Source organism: Pseudoalteromonas distincta, from assembly GCF_005877035.1.
In the GTDB taxonomy this organism is placed as follows: Bacteria; Pseudomonadota; Gammaproteobacteria; order Enterobacterales; family Alteromonadaceae; genus Pseudoalteromonas; species Pseudoalteromonas distincta.
Genome location: NZ_CP040558.1, coordinates 3,691,656 through 3,709,454, shown reverse-complemented (window position 1 = coordinate 3,709,454; position 17,799 = coordinate 3,691,656). Strand labels below are relative to the sequence as shown.

The following is a 17,799-nucleotide window of genomic DNA, read 5'->3' as shown; positions in this document are numbered from 1 at the left end:
CACGCTTTAATCGGCAAATATGTAATATAACAATAAGATGAGAATGAATGGTTAGTCGCAAAAAAATTAACAAAAAATTCAGATTTTTAGTCAATTTGAATAGCTAAATTGGTAAAATTACTCGATTGGAGGGTTTTTAGTTCCGTTTTAGTGAACTTAAAGTGCGAAAACCAGCTTAGAGCTTCATCAGGTTCAATAAGTTGATGTTCTTTTAAATTAAGATATTGAGAATAGCACCGTGCTTTTAGCATTACTTCTGTTAATGGCAGTAATGTATCGCCCTTATCTACCCCATTTACTAGCTGCTGCATTACCCCTTTAAACGGTAAATATTTAAAAGCCATTTTGTCTATTACCTTAGCGCTTACTTCTATCGATTTATTGCTAAGTAGGGTGGTTAAAAATAACGGGTCGGGCTGTAGCTCTAATAATGCGGTGTGTAAATCTTTTTGGTTTTCATTTCGGGCTAGCTGTACTTTACGTTGCCATATTTGCTCAAACGTTTTTAAGTACAAGCGCACTAATGCAATTCGCCCTACATCTAAAAGCATACCAAGGGTAAATGCATGAACGTCATTTACATTATTAATTTGTGCAATTTTTTGCGCAGCAATGGCGTTTGCCATGGCACTGTCACGTAAACGACGTTTTAATAACGAAAATGGTTCGGTACTATGTGGCATCCAATGGCGGGCAGCAAATGTAGGAATAACTAGCTGTAAGTTATCAAGGCCAATATAACGGAGGGCGAGCGATGGCTTATCTACTTTTACAGACGTGTTTTTACTACGTTGATTACGATAGTAAGGTAAATTAACGAGCGTTACTAACTCCCTACCCAACCAACTTATATCATTAACCAATGGCTCTAAACGCCCTACCGACGCTGACTTTACCGCTAATATATCGAGTATATTGGCAATGCCATCTTCAATACCTATAGTGCTGTGAATTACGCCATCTATATCTTCGAGCTGCTTATATATAGCTGTTTCAATAGTTTTGTGCAGCTGTTCACTCGCTTGAGCGCGGTACTTATGATGTGCAGTACTGCTTTGCTGGCGTTTATTCTGTGCGGCCACTTCAACCTGAAGCAAGGTACGCTGCTTCATGGGTTCGCCGTAATCTATATCTAATGTATGAATGAAACCAATTTGCTGATGCGCAAAGCTATGCCCAAGCAATAAGTCATGAGCTCGTTGGCTTAGTATTTTAGCAGTACGCTGCTGGGCTACAAGTTCAGTCATGACATCCATTAATAAAGTATAAAATGCTATGTGTATTATAACATTAGAAGCGAGTTAAAAAGTTATCAAGCAGTTCTAAGCCTTGAGCAGTTAAAATAGCTTCGGGGTGAAACTGCACACCTTCGATAGCAAGTTCATTGTGTAACAACCCCATAATTTCGTCAAACTCGCCTTGCTCAGTTTGAGTCCATGCGGTTACTTCAAGCTCTTTAGGCAAAGTTTGCGCTTTAACCACTAAAGAATGATAACGACATACTGTTAACGGGTTAGCTAAGCCTTTAAACACCCCTTTATTAGTATGAACTATGGGTGATGTTTTACCGTGCATTACTTTTTTAGCACGAATTACATCTCCTCCTAAAGCTTGCGCGATAGTTTGATGTCCCAAGCAAATCCCTAAAATAGGATATTGCCCTTTTAGTTGCTCAACAACATTTAGTGAAATACCCGCTTCGTTAGGGGTGCATGGCCCTGGCGATAACACGATGTGCTGCGGGTTCAACTGTTTTATTTGTGCAATGCTTAGCTCGTCATTACGTTTTACTAAAACGTCTTGATCTAAACGCTGAAAATATTGCACTAAGTTGTAAGTAAACGAATCGTAGTTGTCGATCATCAACAGCATTACACAACAGACCTTATAAATTATTGACCACTACTTTACACAAGTGGTACTAAGCGCTGCATTCTACCACTATTAATTCGTCAACATAAATGAGGTTTGTTTATCTTATGTTAGAGCTATCTTTAGAAGGAATATTAGAATTATAAAGAAGCCGGCTAAAAAGCCGGCCTTAATGCATTATTGTACGTTTATAACCACTTTACCCAGTGCTTGGCCACTTGCTAAACGATCATGCGCTTTAGCTGTATCTTCTAATGTAAAATCTTGCTCATCAAGTACTGGGCGCATACCGCCAGCTTCTACAATTTGTGCAAGCTTTGCTAGTTTGTCGCCATGATCTTGACGATTAAAGTCGTGGATCATCGGGATAAGCATAAAGATTACGTTTAACGATAACCCTTTAAAGTGTACTGGGCTTAAGTCTACTTCTAATAAAGAAAGCGTTGTAGATATCTGTGCATTTAGCTTTGCTGCAGCAAATGAGTTAGTAAGGTTACCACCACCTACTGTATCAAATACCATGTCAAAGCCCATATTACTGGTGTGTTTTTCAACGTATTGCTCTACAGTTTCGTCTTTAAAGTTAATGCCTGTAGCGCCAAAGCTTTCTATTAGTGCTAGTTGCTCTGCGTTACCGCCAGTTGAGTAAACATCAGCGCCAAAGTGTTTAGCTAGTTGTACTGCTAAATGGCCTACACCACCTGCACCACCGTGCACTAACACTTTTTGTCCTGCTTTTACATTTGCACGTGTTAAGCCTTCGAGTGCTGTAATACCTACTAGTGGAATAGCGGCTGCTTCTTTCATGGTTAGATTTTTAGGTTTGTGAGCAATTAAGCGCTTATCAGCAAGCATAAACTCAGCAAGTGCACCTGGTAAATCGCCTAGGCCACCAGCACAACCGTAAATTTCATCACCTACAGTAAACTCTGTTACACCGTCTCCCACAGCTTCAATAGTGCCCGCAAAGTCCATACCTAAAATGCCTGGTAACTTTGGAGCAAATGGTAAATCGGCACCCATTTGACGAATCATCATATCAATTGTATTTACGCTAGTTGCAGCAATGCGAACCAATACGTTACCTGCGGTTACTTGTGGTTTTGCAACCTCTGCTGCTACAAACTCTTCAGTGCCACCAAAATTATTAATTGTCATTGCTATCATGAGTGTTGCCTCTATTAGCTGTTTATAGTTAATGTGTAATGAGGTTTCATTGTAGCTTTGCCTTTAATAAATGATAATAAGGCTAAATACACAATCTGTTTCAACATAATATTGAGAATCAAGTATGAATAATGACCATCTTGCTTTGTTTGTACGCATTGCTAATACATATAATATAAGCCTAGCAGGAAGAGAGCTTGATTTATCACCAGCAGTAGCGAGTGCATATATTAGTAAGCTTGAGGAGAACTTAGGTGTACGGCTTATTCATCGTACTACGCGCAAGGTGTCGCTGACCGAAGAAGGCGAGGCATTTTTACCTCATGCACAAGAGGTGCTAGCAACATTAGAAACCGCACGCGCCTCGGTAGGTGCAGGAAGCTTAGTGCCGCAAGGTACATTACGTATCACTGCGCCTGCTTCTTTTGGACGCATGCATATAGTCCCTGCCTTAAAAAGCTTTATGCAAAAATACCCAGGGCTGACTATAGATTGCCGCTTTAGCGATACTATTGTTGATTTAGTAGAAGGCGGTTTTGATATTGCAATTCGCGATGCGGCACTTAAAGATTCAAACCTAATTGCTCGCAAACTGGCATCTGATAACCGTATTGTATGCGCATCGCCTGAGTATATAGCTAAAAACGGCTTGCCTAAAACACCGCAAGATTTAGTTAATCATCAAACTATTAACTTAGCCAGTATAGAGAGCTGGGGTTTTAAGTCAGGTAAAGACACTCTTAATATTAAAACCAAAGGCACACTTCGTTTTGATAACGGTGAAGCCGTTCGTGATGCGTGCGTACAAGGGTTAGGTATTACTATTAGTTCAAATTGGTGTAGCTATAAATATTTAGAAGATGGCAGCCTAGTAGAAGTGTTAAAAGACTTTCCGCTGGTAGCTAATGCCGATATTTGGGCTGTATATCCAAGCAATAGATTATTAGCCCCTAAGGTGCGTGCGTTTATCGATCATTTTATTGCCTACTTTGGTGAAGTCCCTTATTGGGAAAAACAGTAACGGCTAAAAAGTAAAAACGGTTGTTTGCGCTACATCAAATTAACGGCTCGATGGTTGAATTATATCTATGTAAGCCCCAGTGTATTATATGAAAGGCAGTAATTCACTTATACAACTCACTTACTTGTGAGCTCATTTATATCCTACTAAGGAGCGAATATGTTAGGCGAAGACCACTCATTAACAAATGACTTTCCAGAGTACTTAAAGACCATTGCCGAGTTAAATGAAAGCGATACTGAATTTGCAAAAAAAGCAGATAAGTACGACAAGCTAGATAAAGAGATTAGAGTGTTAGAGCTCAAAGATGCGCCCATAAGCGATGAACAAATGCATCTATTAAAACACGAACGTACAGAACTAAAAGATTGGCTATACGAGCGCTTGCAGCAAGAGCAGTAATGCCACTAAAAAAGAGCTCACTGATGAGGTGAGCTCTTTAGATCAACAATGGGTATTTTCTCTAAAACTTTACAAAGCCACCCACAGGTTTCATAAATACACTGCTTGGGCCTGCAAAGGTTTGTGCAAACTCTTCTGATAATTGACTAAATACCGTTACTTTATCCATATCAACTACGCTTAAAAATAGTGGGCCACTTTCGCCCCAACCAGCAAGATGCGCTTTAGCAGCATCTTCATCTTGGTAACGCTCGTAAATATGTACATTGTGCTTGTCTTCACTTACTGTCCACTCATACACTAAAGTGCCCGCTTCACTTTTAGCCAAAGTAACTAATCGTGCCATTACCAGTAAAAACTCATCGTATTTACCTTCTTTAATTTGGCCTTGTACTGTCCAGGTAACATGATTTTTCATTATGCTTTACCTAATTTAAGCTGTGCTAAAATACTGTCTAACGTATCTATTAGTTGTTGATTTTTAGCATTATCAAGTGCATCAACATGAGGAGGTGCAAAGCGTCCTGTATCGTTATCAAAATACAGGCCTGCGGCATCTTTAAATTCATCACTAAGCGCTGCGCGACAAAAAATATTTGCGCCAATTTTTAAGTCCCCACCATCTATACCGTAAGCGTCTTTTACCATTTTACTTCCCAATAACGATTTAGGGTTTACCGATACAACTAATGGCCCAGTATCTTTAAGCTCAAGCCCTAAATGACGCGACCACATAGTAATAGCCAATTTACTTTGTGCATAAGCCGCACTATCAGAAAGTTCAGTGTTACCTATAAGTGCATTTAAGTTAACGCTTGATTGCGCAGCTGATGATACATTAACCACTCGCGAATCATGACCAAGGACAGGTAATAATAGTTTTGTAAGAAGATATGGCGCAATCGTGTTTACAACAAAGCGAGCATCAAGGCCATCAATTGTTGTAGCATCAACTAATTGATAAACGCCTGCATTATTAATAAGTACGTCAAGCTGGTTATTATTTTCGGCCAAATCGGCTAATACATTTTTTGCCAAAGTTTGAACTTGGCTCATATCGCTTAAATCAGCAATATAAGTATGTGTACTTGCATTTGGGTATTGCTCGGTTAAAGCTACTTGTAGCGCATTGAGCTTTGCTTGGCTGCGGCCATGTAATAATACGGTGTGACCTTGTGCTAATAACATCTTTGCAGTTTCTAGCCCAATACCATCGGTTGCGCCGGTAAGTAAAATTGTTTTGTTCATGTTGATCTCTCCTTACTTTATTTTCGCTATATTAGCACCCCGACTTACTGCTGATAATTAGGCCAATAGTTGAATCAGTTTATAGAATTAATTGATAAAGCTAAGCCTATGTTAGTTAATATAAAAGCATTCATTTAGAAGGCAGATGAGTGTTTAAGCTGAATATTTTTTATGCTTTTATTTGAATTACCCAGCAATCATAACTATTGTTTTTAAACCACCTTAATAGTAGTATTTATCATATAAATACACTTTTCGAGAAATAACATGAAAGTTTTAGTTACTGGCGGCATGGGTTACATAGGTAGCCACACATGTATTGCATTGCATGAAGCAGGTATTACACCTGTTATTTATGATAACTTGTCTAATGCAAGTGCGCGGGTACTTGACCAACTCGAAAAGATTACGGGTACTCGGTTTGAGTTTATTTTGGGCGACATACAAGACGAGCAACAGTTTAAGCTCGCTCTAAAACACACTAAAGCCGAAGCTGTCTTTCACTTTGCAGCTTTAAAAGCCGTTGGCGAATCTACCGAGCAACCGCTGCGTTATTATCAAAATAACGTGTCGGGCACATTAAGCATGCTACAAAACATGCAAGATGAAGGCGTTAACCATATTATATTTAGCTCATCGGCTACAGTATACGGTGAGCCAGACTACCTCCCTATTGACGAAAAGCATCCTATACGCGCAACTAATCCTTATGGTTGGACTAAAGTCATGGTTGAACAAGCCATGCAAGACGTATGTAATGCCAACAGTCAATTTATGGGTATTGCGCTTCGTTACTTTAACCCAGTAGGTGCACACCCAAGTGGTTTATTAGGTGAAAGCCCTAATGGTATTCCTAATAACTTAATGCCCTTTATTGCTCAAACTGCAGTAGGTAAACGTGACGTGGTAAATATTTTTGGTGACGACTACGACACCGAAGATGGCACAGGCGTACGCGACTATATTCATGTTTTAGATTTAGCTAAAGGTCATGTTGCGGCATTTATGCAGCATAAAACAGATACCGCATTTCATGCTTACAACTTAGGCACAGGGCAAGGTTATTCTGTGCTTGATATGATCAACGCATTTAGCGCATCAGCCAATAAAGATATTCCGTATAAGATTGCACCGCGTCGAGCAGGTGATATTGCCTGTAACTACGCCGATGCCACAAAAGCGCAAAACACACTTAACTGGCACGCAGAACTAACACTTAGCGACATGACAAACGACACATGGCGCTGGCAAACTAATTACCCAAGTGGGTTGGAGAGTTAATATGGCTTTATTAGAAAGTACTCACAGACGTAAAAATCCGCTAACGGGTCGTTGGGTATTAGTGTCACCACATCGTAATAACCGTCCATGGTTAGGCGCAACAGAAGCCGTTAACGAAAACGTATTACCAAAACACGATGAAAGCTGCCCACTTTGCCCAAGTAATACCCGTGCAAATGGCGACAGCAATCCAGATTATAAATACACACACGTATTTAGAAATGACTTTGGTGCATTAACACCTAATGCCGGCGAGCAATTACAAGCCTTAGAATCAGACAGCGATTTATTTATTGCCGACGAAGCCAGTGGCGAATGCCGCGTAATTTGTTTTTCTCCAGAGCATAATAAAACACTTCCAGAGCTTAGCCAAAACGCATTGCACGAAGTAGTGAAAACCTGGAAACAAAATTACACAGAGCTTGCACAGCAGTACGAATGCGTACAAGTTTTTGAAAATAAAGGCGAGATAATGGGTTGTTCGCAACCTCATCCTCACGGCCAAGTTTGGGCTCACTCGCATTTATCAACCGAAATAGAAGCCGAAGATACCCAGCAGCTTGCTTATTATAAAAAGCATGGCACAGCTATGCTTGCCGATTACGCGCAAAAAGAGCAAGCAGATCAAACACGTGTTGTATTTGAAAACGAACATTGGCTTGTTGTTGTGCCATTTTGGGCTGCGTGGCCGTTTGAAACAATGCTAGTAACTAAAGATAACATTCAAAACTTTAGCCAGCTAAACGATGCGCAAACAGACTCTTTGGCTCAGGCACTTAAAGTATTAACCACTAAGTACGACAACGTATTTAATTGCAGCTTCCCATACTCAATGGGATGGCACAATGCACCGGCTAACAGAGGCTCAGATGAGCAACATTGGCGTTTGCATGCCCATTTTTATCCGCCGCTACTTCGCTCTGCTACTGTTAAAAAACACATGGTAGGCTACGAAATGCTAGGCGAAAGCCAACGCGATTTAAGCGCAGAAACCGCTGCTTCTATTTTAAAAGCAGCCAGTACAACACACTATAAAGATACAGCAGGACACACAGATGAAGCTTAACGAATTCCAACAACAATTTTTGTCACTGTATGGCGCGCCTGCTCAAGGTATTGCAGCAGCACCGGGGCGTGTAAACCTCATTGGCGAATTTACCGACTACAACGACGGTTTTGTTTTACCGTGTTCGTTAGAGTTTCGCACCCAAGTAATGTTTAAAGAGCGCGACGACAATATTATCACTGTACATTCTTTAAATTACCCAGGCGAAAAAGACAGCTTTAGTGTTGATGAAGAAATCACTGAAGGCCAGTCGCAATGGGGTAACTACATTCGTGCTGTTACTTATGTTCTTAAAAGAGCGGGCTACACACTGCGTGGCGCCGACCTACTAATTGACAGCAACTTACCGCAAGGTAGTGGCTTGTCGTCATCGGCCGCACTAGAAGTTGCTGTAGGCGGTATGTTTAACCATATTGCACAGCTTGGTTTACCGCCAGAGCAAATTGCGCTATTTGGTCAAGAAGCCGAAAACGACTTTATGCATTGCCAATGCGGCATTATGGATCAGCTTATTTCAGCTAAAGGCGAGAACGGTCATGCACTATTAATCGACTGTGAAAACTTAGCAACTAAATCAGTTAAAGTTCCTGATGATTTAAATATTGTTATTGTTAATTCAAACTACCCGCGTAAGTTGGTTGATAGCGAATATAACCAGCGCCGTATTGACTGCGAACAAGCTGCTGTAAAAATGGGTGTAGAAACACTTCGCCAAGCCACCATGGCTGGCCTGCAAGCAGTAAAAGCGACATTAAGCGAAAACGAATATAAACGTGCACACCACGTAATTAGCGAAAACGACCGTGTAATTGCAGCAACTACTGCACTACAAAATAACGATATGGATGCACTTCGCACGCTAATGGCAGCATCGCACCAATCACTTAAACACGACTTTGAAGTAACCGTACCTGCAACCGATGGCTTAGTAGAAATTTGTAAAGAAGCGATGGGCGATCGCGGCGCAGTACGTATGACTGGGGGTGGTTTTGGTGGCGCAATTGTATGTTTATGTCGCGATGCGGAAGTACCACTAATTAAAGCAGCGGTAGAAATGCATTACTTTGAACGCTTTAATTTAAATGCTGATATTTATGTATGTTCAGCGGGTTCAGGATTACAAATTACGTCTTTTTAAATAAACTTAAGGAATAAGCATGGCAAAGGTTAATTGGGGAATTATTGGGTGTGGCAATATAGCTCACACCTTTGCTACAAGCATTGCGCATTGCAGTGATGCACAGCTTATTGGCGCTGCATCAACGAGTATGCAGCGCGCTAAAGAATTTGCCACACCGTACAATATTCAAGGCTATGAGAGCTATCAAGCTCTTATGCAATCCCCAAATATAGATGCTATTTATATTGCCAATACGCACGAACAACACTTTAAAACGATAGCCCAATGCTTAAAACACAATAAGCACGTGCTAAGCGAAAAACCAATTACCGTTAATGCTAAGCAGTTGCAAAGTCTCACTGAGCTTGCAAAGCAACAAAACTGCTTTTTAATGGAAGGCGTTTGGATGCGGTTTTTACCCGCCATAGTAAAATTACAACAGCTTCTAAATGAAGGTGTTATTGGTAATGTGCACAGTGTTAATGCCAACTTTAGTTTACCCGGCAGCTTTTCCGACACTCACCGATTAATGAACCCTGTAACAGCGGGTGGCGCCCTGCTCGATTTAGGTATTTATCCTATTTCGATTGCTGATGTGGTATTTAATAAAGCCCCTGAACACATCAAATCCTTTGTACATAAAAGCACAACCGGCGTTGATGAGCGAAGCACTGCTATAGTTGATTACGGTAACGGGCAATTTGCATCTCTTGCCAGCGCACTGCAGCAAAATGGCCCAACAGAAGCATGTATTAATGGTGAGCTTGGCTATATTCGAATACCTCAGTTTGTAGGTGCACAAACGCTAGAGCTACACATAAAAGACCAAGACCCTCAGTACCTTGAATACAACTTTAGTGACGATGAAAACTTTAAGTTTGAAATTGCACATGTCACGCAGTGTATATTACAAAAACAAACCCAAAGCAGCGTGCTGCCCCTCGGTACTAGCTTACGAGTTATGAACATAATGGATACCTTACGAGCACAATGGCAGCTGCAATACAGCAATGCCGTCGAGTCGGCTGAACTGATAAATTAAAAAATAAAAATACACAACAAGGACACACAATGACACACACACTCAAGGCGCTTTCAAAAGCCATATTACTTGCTACGTGCAGTTTATCTGCCAGTGTAGCTGTTGCTCAATCTAATAAACCAGAGCAGCTATACCCGCCAATCACTAGCGAAGTACTGCCAGAACTTGCATCTAAAGGTAGCTACAATGTAGGTGTGCAAACACTTGATTTAGTTAACCCTGCGCAATTTGACCCCGCTACACAAGGTCAAAAAGATCGTCCTTTAAAAGTAGAGGTGTGGTATCCGGCTGCAAATACAGCAAAAGCGCCACTTACCAGCTACACAGATGAAACTCGCTCAGGTAAAGAGTTTACTTTGCAAGCCGATGCAATGCGTGATGTCGCCATTAATAATAAAGAGCACTACCCTGTCATTGTGCTTTCGCACGGTTATACCGGTTACCGTACAATTATGTACTACCTTGGCGAGCATTTAGCGTCGCACGGTTACATTGTGGTAGCGATTGATCATACTGACTCAACCAATGCCGATGTTGATTTTAAAAACGCACCGTTCTCTGGCTTTTTTAGCACGCTTATAAATCGCTCACGCGATCAGCAGTTTGTAATTAATTACTTTAATGAGCAAAACAACTTTGCAAGCAAGCAAGTAGATAACAAAAGCGCAGGTGTAATTGGTTACTCAATGGGTGGCTATGGCGCGGTAAATACAATAGGTGGTTGTTACGCTTTTAATGAGCAAACTACGGCTATGTTTACGGGTATGAAAGACCCAGCTCAAATTAAACAAGTACAGCAATTACTAAACAGCTGCGCTGGTGGGCAATACCAAAACCCAAAAGTAGACCCTCGTATAAAAGCCATGGTGGCCTTTGCACCATGGGGCGGACAGCACGCTATATTTGACGCCAAAGCAATGAAAAATATTAAAGTACCTTCGCTTTATGTAGCCGGTAACTTAGATGACATTTCAGGCTATGAAGGCATTAAAAGTCTTTATAACCAAACAGGCAGCAAAGATAAGTACATGCTTACTTACAAAAATGCACGCCATAATACTGCACCACACCCAGCCCCTGCTATTGCACAAAGCAGCAGTGAGCTAGATATAGGCCATTACCACGAGCCTTCGTGGTCTATGCGCACACTAAACGAGACCAACAAACACTTTGTACTTGCCATGATGGATTGCCACGTAAAAGGCATAGCCAGCGAGTGTAAATACTTAGATTTACCACAAAACGGCGACCAAGCTGTTGTTGATGATAAGCCGCTGCCACAGTGGCGCGGGTTTGATAATCGCTTTTCTACCGGTATGGATTGGCAACAAGCTAAACCTCACACCAAGTAATAATAAACTTTAAGCGGTTGTTTTAATCAATAGCCGCGTACGCCCTTAAAATAATGCAAAAATAAAACGCCTTTTATATAAAAGAGTTACCAGAAAATATTAGCGTGTTTATTTTTTAATCTGCTATTTTAAGAAAAAACCATTGCCATTAACTTCGGTTAAAGGCAATCTAGTCATATATAAGATAAGATAAATAACACAAATATCATGTCCAAATACATACTCTCAATTGATCAAGGAACCACAAGCTCTCGGGCCATCTTGTTTACAAAAGATGCAGACGTTTTTGGTACAGCACAACAAGAATTTTCGCAGCATTTTCCACAAAATGGTTGGGTAGAACACGACCCTAACGATATTTGGCAAACAGTGCTTAGCACTAGTCGCGAAGTGTTAACTAAAAACGATGTAAAGCCTGAAGAAATTATTGCCATTGGTATCACCAATCAGCGCGAAACCACTTTGGTGTGGAACAAAAAAACAGGCAAAACAATTTATAACGCTATTGTATGGCAAGACCGTCGCACCAGTGACTATTGCGAAAGCCTAACAACTGATGAGCTTTGCCAAACAATAAGCGATAAAACAGGCTTACTGCTCGACCCTTATTTTTCGGCCACTAAAGTTCGTTGGATTTTAGATAACGTTGAAGGCGCACGCGAACAAGCCCTTGCAGGCGAACTCGCCTTCGGTACGGTTGACACTTACCTACTTTGGCAGCTAACAGGCGGCAAAGAGCACCGCACCGATGCAACCAATGCATCGCGCACCATGTTATTTAATATTCACACCCAGCAGTGGGATCAAGAGCTTTTAGAGTTATTCGATATTCCAGAATCGATGCTGCCAGAAGTAATGGATTCAGCTGACGAGTTTGGTTCAACCAGCGCTGATATTTTTGGCGCGCCAATTCGCGTATGTGGTATTGCAGGCGATCAACAAGCTGCGCTTGTAGGGCACGCATGTTTTGAACAAGGCATGGCTAAAAGTACTTACGGTACTGGCTGTTTTTTAATGCTTAACACTGGCGAAAAAGCACTGACCTCAGAAAACCGCTTATTGACCACTGTTGCCTACAGATTAAACGGCAAGCCAACTTACGCCATTGAAGGCAGTATATTTATGGCTGGCGCAACTATGCAGTGGATTGTTGAAGGCTTAAAGCTACTTAGCCATGCTGGCGAAAGTGAGTCGATGGTTAAAGATGTACCGCTCGATCATGGTGTATTTTTAGTGCCTTCGTTTACGGGTTTAGGCGCTCCTTACTGGGACCCTAATGCACGTGGCGCTATTTTAGGGCTAACACGCGACTCTGGTATTAGCACTATTGTTGCGGCTGCTTTGCAATCAGTTGGTTACCAGACCAAAGATTTACAAAAAGCGATGGAGCGTGATGGCCTTCGCCCAAGTGTGCTTCGTGTAGATGGCGGTATGGTAAAAAATAATTGGGTTATGACCTTTTTATCAAATATTTTAGGTGCAACAGTTGAGCGCCCAACAGTGACCGAAACCACTTCTTTAGGGGTCGCTTATTTAGCGGGCTTGCAAGCAGGTGTGTACGAGTCGACTGAACAGTTATCTAAAATGTGGACATGCGACCGTCGCTTTGAGCCCACCATGAGTGCCGACGAGCGTAACGATCTATACGCAAAATGGCAGCACTGCGTAGCTCAAGTCTGCTTAACGAATAAAAACTGCCCGCAGTAAATACTAAGTGGCTAAGGCCAGTACTTTAGCCACTTTGCTTTTTTAACTTAGCTAAATGCTAGATTTAAAAGGCATGCTTTACTGCTTAAAATTGAAAATGGATTGGCGTCAAAATTAAAGAATAAAAAACTGGGTTTTCTATTGTCAAATGAAAACAGCAGCTTTATGATGCTTATGTCTTATTTATATTACAAATAAAAAGGTTAGCTCGGTGGAATTAGCAGATAACGAATATGACTTACTAGTCATCGGTGGCGGTGTAAACGGCACTGGAATAGCAGCTGATGCAGCTGGCAGAGGGTTAAAGGTTCTATTGTGCGAACAATCAGACCTTGCCTGTGCAACTTCTTCAAACAGTTCTAAGCTGATCCACGGCGGTCTGCGCTACCTTGAGCACTACGAATTTAGATTAGTAAAAGAGGCCTTAGCAGAGCGTGAAGTGCTACTTAAAAACGCACCTCATATTATGTGGCCGCTAACCTTTAGATTGCCGCATCAAAAACACCTGCGCCCTGCTTGGATGATTCGTATTGGCTTGTTTATGTATGACAACCTAGCGAAACGCGAAACACTAGCGGGTTCTCGAAGCATTAAATTTGGTGAAAATAGCGTTTTAGAACCCTCTATTACTAAAGGATTTGAATACTCTGATGGCTGGGTTGATGACTCTCGCTTAGTCGTTTTAAACGCCCTTGCAGCGCAGCAAAAAGGTGCTGTTATTACCACACAAACTAAGTGTGTAAATGCTAAACGTGAGCAAGGTAAATGGCAGGTAACGCTTGAGCAGCAAAAGAGTAAAGCTAAATACACCATTTCTGCCAAAGGCATTGTTAATGCTGCGGGTCCTTGGGTAGCTAAATTATTTGATGAAGCCCTAACAGAAAAATCACCACAAAATATTCGCCTTGTAAAAGGTAGCCACATTGTAGTGCCTCGTATTCACGATGAAAAACAAGCTTATATTTTACAAAATAAAGATCAGCGCATTGTGTTTGTTATTCCGTTTGAAGATGACTTCTCACTTATTGGCACAACCGATGTAGAACACAAAGGTGAAGCACAAGACGTTAAAATTAGTGATGAAGAAATTGATTACTTAATTGATATTACTAATATCTACTTTAAACAACCGATTAAACGCGAAGACATAGTACATACCTTTTCTGGTGTACGCCCATTACTTGATGACGAATCAGTTAATGCACAAGCCGTTACTCGCGATTATAAATTAGAGCTTTCGAGTGATGCTAAACAAACACCTCTACTGAGTGTGTTTGGCGGAAAAATTACAACTTATCGCAAACTTGCCGAAGCTGCGGTTAATAAGCTTGAAGACTTTTACCCACAAATGAGCAATGCGTGGACCAAACATAGTCCGCTCCCTGGTGGTGATTTTAGCTCTGTAGATGCACTTAAATCAGAGCTAAAAGCAAAATATGAATGGCTACCTGAAATAACACTTAAACGCTTTGTACGCACTTATGGTACTCGTACTAAACATATTTTAGGTAGTGCAACTGGGTTGAGTGATTTAGGCCAAGATTTTGGCCATGGTTTATTTGCAGCAGAAGTAGATTACTTGCTAAATGAAGAGTGGGCAGAAAACGCATACAATATTTTATGGCGCCGCAGCAAATTAGGACTACGTTTTAATGAGGCGCAAGTTGCTGCGCTTAATGATTATATTGAGCATAACCAAGCAGCTAAAAGCGCTTAATTATTCAGTTATAATAGCTTCCTGCTAACCCCTTTATAATTTAACCGTTATAAAGGGGTTTATTTTTTTGACTCTAAATTAAATAGATAATTAAAGCCGCTAAGCGTCGCTGTTTTAATATCAAACTCAACACACTTCACACCTATTTGGTTAAGCGCCGTAGTAAAACACTTATTCAGCTGCTTTGTGCCAATCACCACAACTTGCGTATCACTTAATAATTGCCATTCGCTAGCGTGGCGAGCTGCTCGTACATCGCTGCCAATTAATACACCCGACAAATAGGCTTTAGCTTGTACTGGCGTTAACTCCTTTGAAAGCTGGCGGGTACGCACACTAAAAATACCATGTGCCAAGTTACCGCTATCACTACCTAAAGTTAGCTCACAGCCTTGCTCAAATGCTTTAAAGTCAAACTCACCTTCTGCACAGTCGTTAGGAATTAAGACACTTTGATGACATAACAAATCATATAACTCACCGGTCATGGCTGTTTTAAAGCAAATGATTTCGCCGTTGTTTATAAGCACCCATTTGGTATGTGTGCCAGGCAAACAGAGTAATATTTTACCTTGTTGATACTCTGGGTTTTGCTTTAAAAACCCTAAAATTTGCAGCTCTTCGCCGCGCATTACATCAAACAAGCCATTTTGCAGCGTACACTTTGTGCCAGGTAACGCTTTAATAATATGTCCATCGCAATCAAAGCTAACCGCAGCATTAAGTAACCCTTCGGGATTAATCGGGCATTCTAAATAAGGCGTTTCGTGCCAGCCGATGCTTGAGGTAATTTGCCCAGCAATATATATAGGTAAGCTGCCATATTCTTGCTTCCACACTGCAATGGTGTCGATTAGGGTTTGCTCAAAATTTTGATTTGCCTTAACAACACCTGGGCCATCACGTTGTGCTAATAGTTTAAGTGTTGATTGCGCTCGTACTTCGCACAAATAAGCGCGTAAATGGCTCGTGCCCCAGTCAACAGCAATAAAAAGAGATGAAGTAGCCAAGCTTTAAAGCCTCCCACCGTCAATTTTAATACTTTGCCCGGTGATCATACTGCTTTCATCGGCGGCTAAAAAGAGTGCCAAATTAGCAACATCTTCAGGAGTTACTAATTTTTTAAGCGCCATGGCTTCCATCCACTTAACTTGCTCTTCTTCGGTAAACCAGCTTGCTAGTTGACGGTCGGTAGCCACCCACCCTGGTAAAATAGCGTTAACGCGAATACCAAACTCGCCGTAATCGCGAGCCAGTGCCTTAGTCATACCAATTAGCCCTGCTTTTGCGGTTACATAGCCTGCCATTTGAGGTTGCCCCATAATAGCGTTAATAGAACTAAAGTTAATGATACTGCCCGCTCCATCGCCCTTCATAAAAGACATAGCAACTTGAGAGGCAAAAAATGCAGGGTTTAAGTTTATTTGTAAGCACTGATCCCAATCTTGCACTGTAACGTCTTCGCTTGCTTGACGGCGATCGTTCGCTACATTATTAACTAGTACATTAATGGCACCAAAAGCGGCGCATGCATCTACAAGTGATTGCTGAAGTGCATGAGAGTCAGTTACATCAACTTGCCTATACCATAGTTTTGCATTGGGTAAATCACGAATAAGCGATTGCGCTGCCTTATCATCAATATCTATAAATGCTACTTTTGCATTTTGGTTTACAAAGGATTTAACCATTGCTCTACCAATGCCTGATGCACCGCCTGTAATAAAAATAACTTTACCAGAAAGACTATGATATTGAGCTAGGGTGTTCAAATTCAACTCTCCATACAGCGCATTTTCAATTTTAATTAAACCCTTTATAAACTTACATTTACAGTATAAAGAGCCAAACTAAGTTGTTATTGCTGTGCTAAAATATTTAACTAATTAAAAGTTTATATCATATCCTTAAGTACATTAATATGATATATGATATATAATAAAGCAATATATCAACTCGGAATCCTGCGCAATGAAAAGCCAACCCCGTCAAAATTTAACACAACAATTAACCCACGATTTGGGTTTTGCTATTGTGCGTGGTGTTTACCCTGTAAGCGAAGGCCTGCCTTCTGAAGCCGATTTATGTATAAAGTATGATGTAAGTCGCAGCGCTACCCGCGAAGCGGTAAAAATGCTCTCTGCTAAAGGGTTAATTTCATCGCGTCCTAAGCAAGGTATTCGTGTATTACCTGAAAGTAGCTGGAACATGTTTGATACCGACGTACTACGTTGGATTTTAAGCAGTAAGCCATCACTGTCGTTATTAAAAGAGTTTACTCAAGTACGCGTAGCCCTTGAACCACAAGCGGCCGCTCTTGCAGCACTAAATGCAACTGCTGAACAACTCGCTGATATAGATAGTGCCTTAGCCCGTATGGCTGAAGCAGACGAAGGCTTAGACGACCCATTAGAAGCCGACATTGCTTTTCATACCAGCATATTAGTGGCCAGTAACAATCGCTTTTTTGTGCAGTTAACTGAGTTTATTAGTACTGCCCTTAGAGTAAGTATTCGTTATACAAACCACATTAAAGGTGTACCGGGCGCAGACGTTGCTAAGCACGCTGATATTTTAGAGACCATAAAGTCACGCGATCCTGAGCGCGCTAAAAAAGCAGTAGAAACAATTTTAGAAGAAGCACTACAGTTAATTGAATCTAAATTAGTGTAATGTTAGTTCAACATATTATATAAATATTGAGTCCATCGAATTTACTCTTTGTAGTATATTTTATGGACTTTTTAATTGCCTATAAAACTTAAATTACAGGCATTAAAAAATCCGATATCAGTCTCCTGATA

General features: G+C 41.0%; 17 protein-coding genes. 10 read left to right on the top strand and 7 right to left on the bottom strand.

Annotation, left to right across the window (positions count from 1 at the left end; all coding sequences use genetic code 11):
- Positions 1–86 precede the first annotated feature (86 nt).
- The 3 genes from FFU37_RS16650 to FFU37_RS16640 all read right to left on the bottom strand — a co-directional run bounded on the left by FFU37_RS16650 (position 87) and on the right by FFU37_RS16640 (position 3,039).
- Entirely contained in the window at positions 87–1,247 is a 1,161-nt protein-coding gene (locus FFU37_RS16650; RefSeq protein WP_002958858.1) for an HDOD domain-containing protein, read from the bottom strand.
- 43 nt (positions 1,248–1,290) lie between these two features.
- Entirely contained in the window at positions 1,291–1,872 is a 582-nt protein-coding gene (locus tag FFU37_RS16645) for an anthranilate synthase component II (RefSeq protein WP_024596662.1), read from the bottom strand.
- A 177-nt stretch (positions 1,873–2,049) separates the two neighbouring features.
- A complete protein-coding gene (locus FFU37_RS16640) occupies positions 2,050–3,039 on the bottom strand; it encodes a zinc-dependent alcohol dehydrogenase family protein (protein WP_138489978.1) in 990 nt (329 codons plus the stop codon).
- Positions 3,040–3,163: 124 nt separating this feature from the next.
- On the opposite strand from FFU37_RS16640, the gene FFU37_RS16635 reads away from it, so the two are divergent.
- Both FFU37_RS16635 and FFU37_RS16630 read left to right on the top strand, forming a co-directional pair.
- Positions 3,164–4,060, top strand: coding sequence for a LysR family transcriptional regulator (locus tag FFU37_RS16635; protein WP_138489977.1), 897 nt, complete (start codon positions 3,164–3,166; stop codon positions 4,058–4,060).
- Positions 4,061–4,219: 159 nt separating this feature from the next.
- A complete protein-coding gene (locus tag FFU37_RS16630) occupies positions 4,220–4,462 on the top strand; it encodes an HP1242/YdcH family protein (protein ID WP_002958856.1) in 243 nt (80 codons plus the stop codon).
- A 61-nt stretch (positions 4,463–4,523) separates the two neighbouring features.
- On the opposite strand, the gene FFU37_RS16625 is transcribed toward FFU37_RS16630, so the two are convergent.
- Both FFU37_RS16625 and FFU37_RS16620 read right to left on the bottom strand, forming a co-directional pair.
- Positions 4,524–4,880, bottom strand: coding sequence for a putative quinol monooxygenase (locus FFU37_RS16625; protein ID WP_138489976.1), 357 nt, complete (start codon positions 4,878–4,880; stop codon positions 4,524–4,526).
- Positions 4,880–5,710, bottom strand: coding sequence for an SDR family NAD(P)-dependent oxidoreductase (locus FFU37_RS16620; protein ID WP_138489975.1), 831 nt, complete (start codon positions 5,708–5,710; stop codon positions 4,880–4,882). Before FFU37_RS16620 ends, FFU37_RS16625 begins: the two co-directional genes overlap by 1 nt.
- Positions 5,711–5,977: 267 nt before the next feature.
- On the opposite strand from FFU37_RS16620, the gene galE reads away from it, so the two are divergent.
- From galE to glpD, 7 genes are all read left to right on the top strand, one after another.
- On the top strand, positions 5,978–6,991 hold the full coding sequence (galE, locus tag FFU37_RS16615; RefSeq protein WP_101164424.1) for a UDP-glucose 4-epimerase GalE: 1,014 nt from the start codon (positions 5,978–5,980) through the stop codon (positions 6,989–6,991).
- Position 6,992: 1 nt separating this feature from the next.
- Positions 6,993–8,057, top strand: a complete 1,065-nt coding sequence (locus FFU37_RS16610) for a UDP-glucose--hexose-1-phosphate uridylyltransferase (RefSeq protein WP_138489974.1) — start codon at positions 6,993–6,995, stop codon at positions 8,055–8,057.
- Positions 8,047–9,195 (top strand): galactokinase, encoded by a 1,149-nt coding sequence (galK, locus tag FFU37_RS16605; protein WP_039488591.1) that lies wholly within the window; start codon positions 8,047–8,049, stop codon positions 9,193–9,195. The genes FFU37_RS16610 and galK overlap by 11 nt, the downstream gene beginning before the upstream one ends.
- Positions 9,196–9,214: 19 nt before the next feature.
- Positions 9,215–10,219: a Gfo/Idh/MocA family protein gene (locus FFU37_RS16600; protein WP_138489973.1), complete on the top strand. Its 1,005-nt coding sequence runs from the start codon at positions 9,215–9,217 to the stop codon at positions 10,217–10,219.
- Positions 10,220–10,248: 29 nt separating this feature from the next.
- Entirely contained in the window at positions 10,249–11,571 is a 1,323-nt protein-coding gene (locus FFU37_RS16595; protein WP_138489972.1) for an alpha/beta hydrolase family protein, read from the top strand.
- Positions 11,572–11,832: 261 nt separating this feature from the next.
- On the top strand, positions 11,833–13,278 hold the full coding sequence (gene glpK / locus FFU37_RS16590; protein WP_024596670.1) for a glycerol kinase GlpK: 1,446 nt from the start codon (positions 11,833–11,835) through the stop codon (positions 13,276–13,278).
- A 211-nt stretch (positions 13,279–13,489) separates the two neighbouring features.
- Entirely contained in the window at positions 13,490–14,995 is a 1,506-nt protein-coding gene (gene glpD, locus FFU37_RS16585; protein ID WP_138489971.1) for a glycerol-3-phosphate dehydrogenase, read from the top strand.
- Between the two features lie 59 nt (positions 14,996–15,054).
- On the opposite strand, the gene FFU37_RS16580 is transcribed toward glpD, so the two are convergent.
- Positions 15,055–16,005, bottom strand: a complete 951-nt coding sequence (locus FFU37_RS16580) for a 2-dehydro-3-deoxygalactonokinase (RefSeq protein WP_024596671.1) — start codon at positions 16,003–16,005, stop codon at positions 15,055–15,057.
- Positions 16,006–16,008: 3 nt separating this feature from the next.
- Positions 16,009–16,767, bottom strand: coding sequence for an SDR family NAD(P)-dependent oxidoreductase (locus FFU37_RS16575; protein ID WP_002958845.1), 759 nt, complete (start codon positions 16,765–16,767; stop codon positions 16,009–16,011).
- Between the two features lie 199 nt (positions 16,768–16,966).
- Here FFU37_RS16575 and FFU37_RS16570 point away from each other — a divergent pair, with 199 nt between their 5' ends.
- A complete protein-coding gene (locus FFU37_RS16570; RefSeq protein ID WP_024596672.1) occupies positions 16,967–17,668 on the top strand; it encodes a FadR/GntR family transcriptional regulator in 702 nt (233 codons plus the stop codon).
- Positions 17,669–17,799: the final 131 nt, after the last annotated feature.

Excerpts from the sequence above, each read along its gene's own strand:
- FFU37_RS16620 (WP_138489975.1), bottom strand. The coding sequence starts at position 5,710 with ATGAACAAAACAATTTTACTTACCGGCGCAACCGATGGTATTGGGCTA.
- FFU37_RS16600 (WP_138489973.1), top strand. The coding sequence starts at position 9,215 with ATGGCAAAGGTTAATTGGGGAATTATTGGGTGTGGCAATATAGCTCAC.
- FFU37_RS16570 (WP_024596672.1), top strand. The coding sequence starts at position 16,967 with ATGAAAAGCCAACCCCGTCAAAATTTAACACAACAATTAACCCACGAT.
- FFU37_RS16650 (WP_002958858.1), bottom strand. The coding sequence starts at position 1,247 with ATGACTGAACTTGTAGCCCAGCAGCGTACTGCTAAAATACTAAGCCAA.
- galE (WP_101164424.1), top strand. The coding sequence starts at position 5,978 with ATGAAAGTTTTAGTTACTGGCGGCATGGGTTACATAGGTAGCCACACA.
- FFU37_RS16625 (WP_138489976.1), bottom strand. The coding sequence starts at position 4,880 with ATGAAAAATCATGTTACCTGGACAGTACAAGGCCAAATTAAAGAAGGT.
- FFU37_RS16595 (WP_138489972.1), top strand. The coding sequence starts at position 10,249 with ATGACACACACACTCAAGGCGCTTTCAAAAGCCATATTACTTGCTACG.
- FFU37_RS16635 (WP_138489977.1), top strand. The coding sequence starts at position 3,164 with ATGAATAATGACCATCTTGCTTTGTTTGTACGCATTGCTAATACATAT.
- galK (WP_039488591.1), top strand. The coding sequence starts at position 8,047 with ATGAAGCTTAACGAATTCCAACAACAATTTTTGTCACTGTATGGCGCG.
- FFU37_RS16630 (WP_002958856.1), top strand. The coding sequence starts at position 4,220 with ATGTTAGGCGAAGACCACTCATTAACAAATGACTTTCCAGAGTACTTA.
- FFU37_RS16645 (WP_024596662.1), bottom strand. The coding sequence starts at position 1,872 with ATGCTGTTGATGATCGACAACTACGATTCGTTTACTTACAACTTAGTG.
- FFU37_RS16640 (WP_138489978.1), bottom strand. The coding sequence starts at position 3,039 with ATGATAGCAATGACAATTAATAATTTTGGTGGCACTGAAGAGTTTGTA.
- FFU37_RS16610 (WP_138489974.1), top strand. The coding sequence starts at position 6,993 with ATGGCTTTATTAGAAAGTACTCACAGACGTAAAAATCCGCTAACGGGT.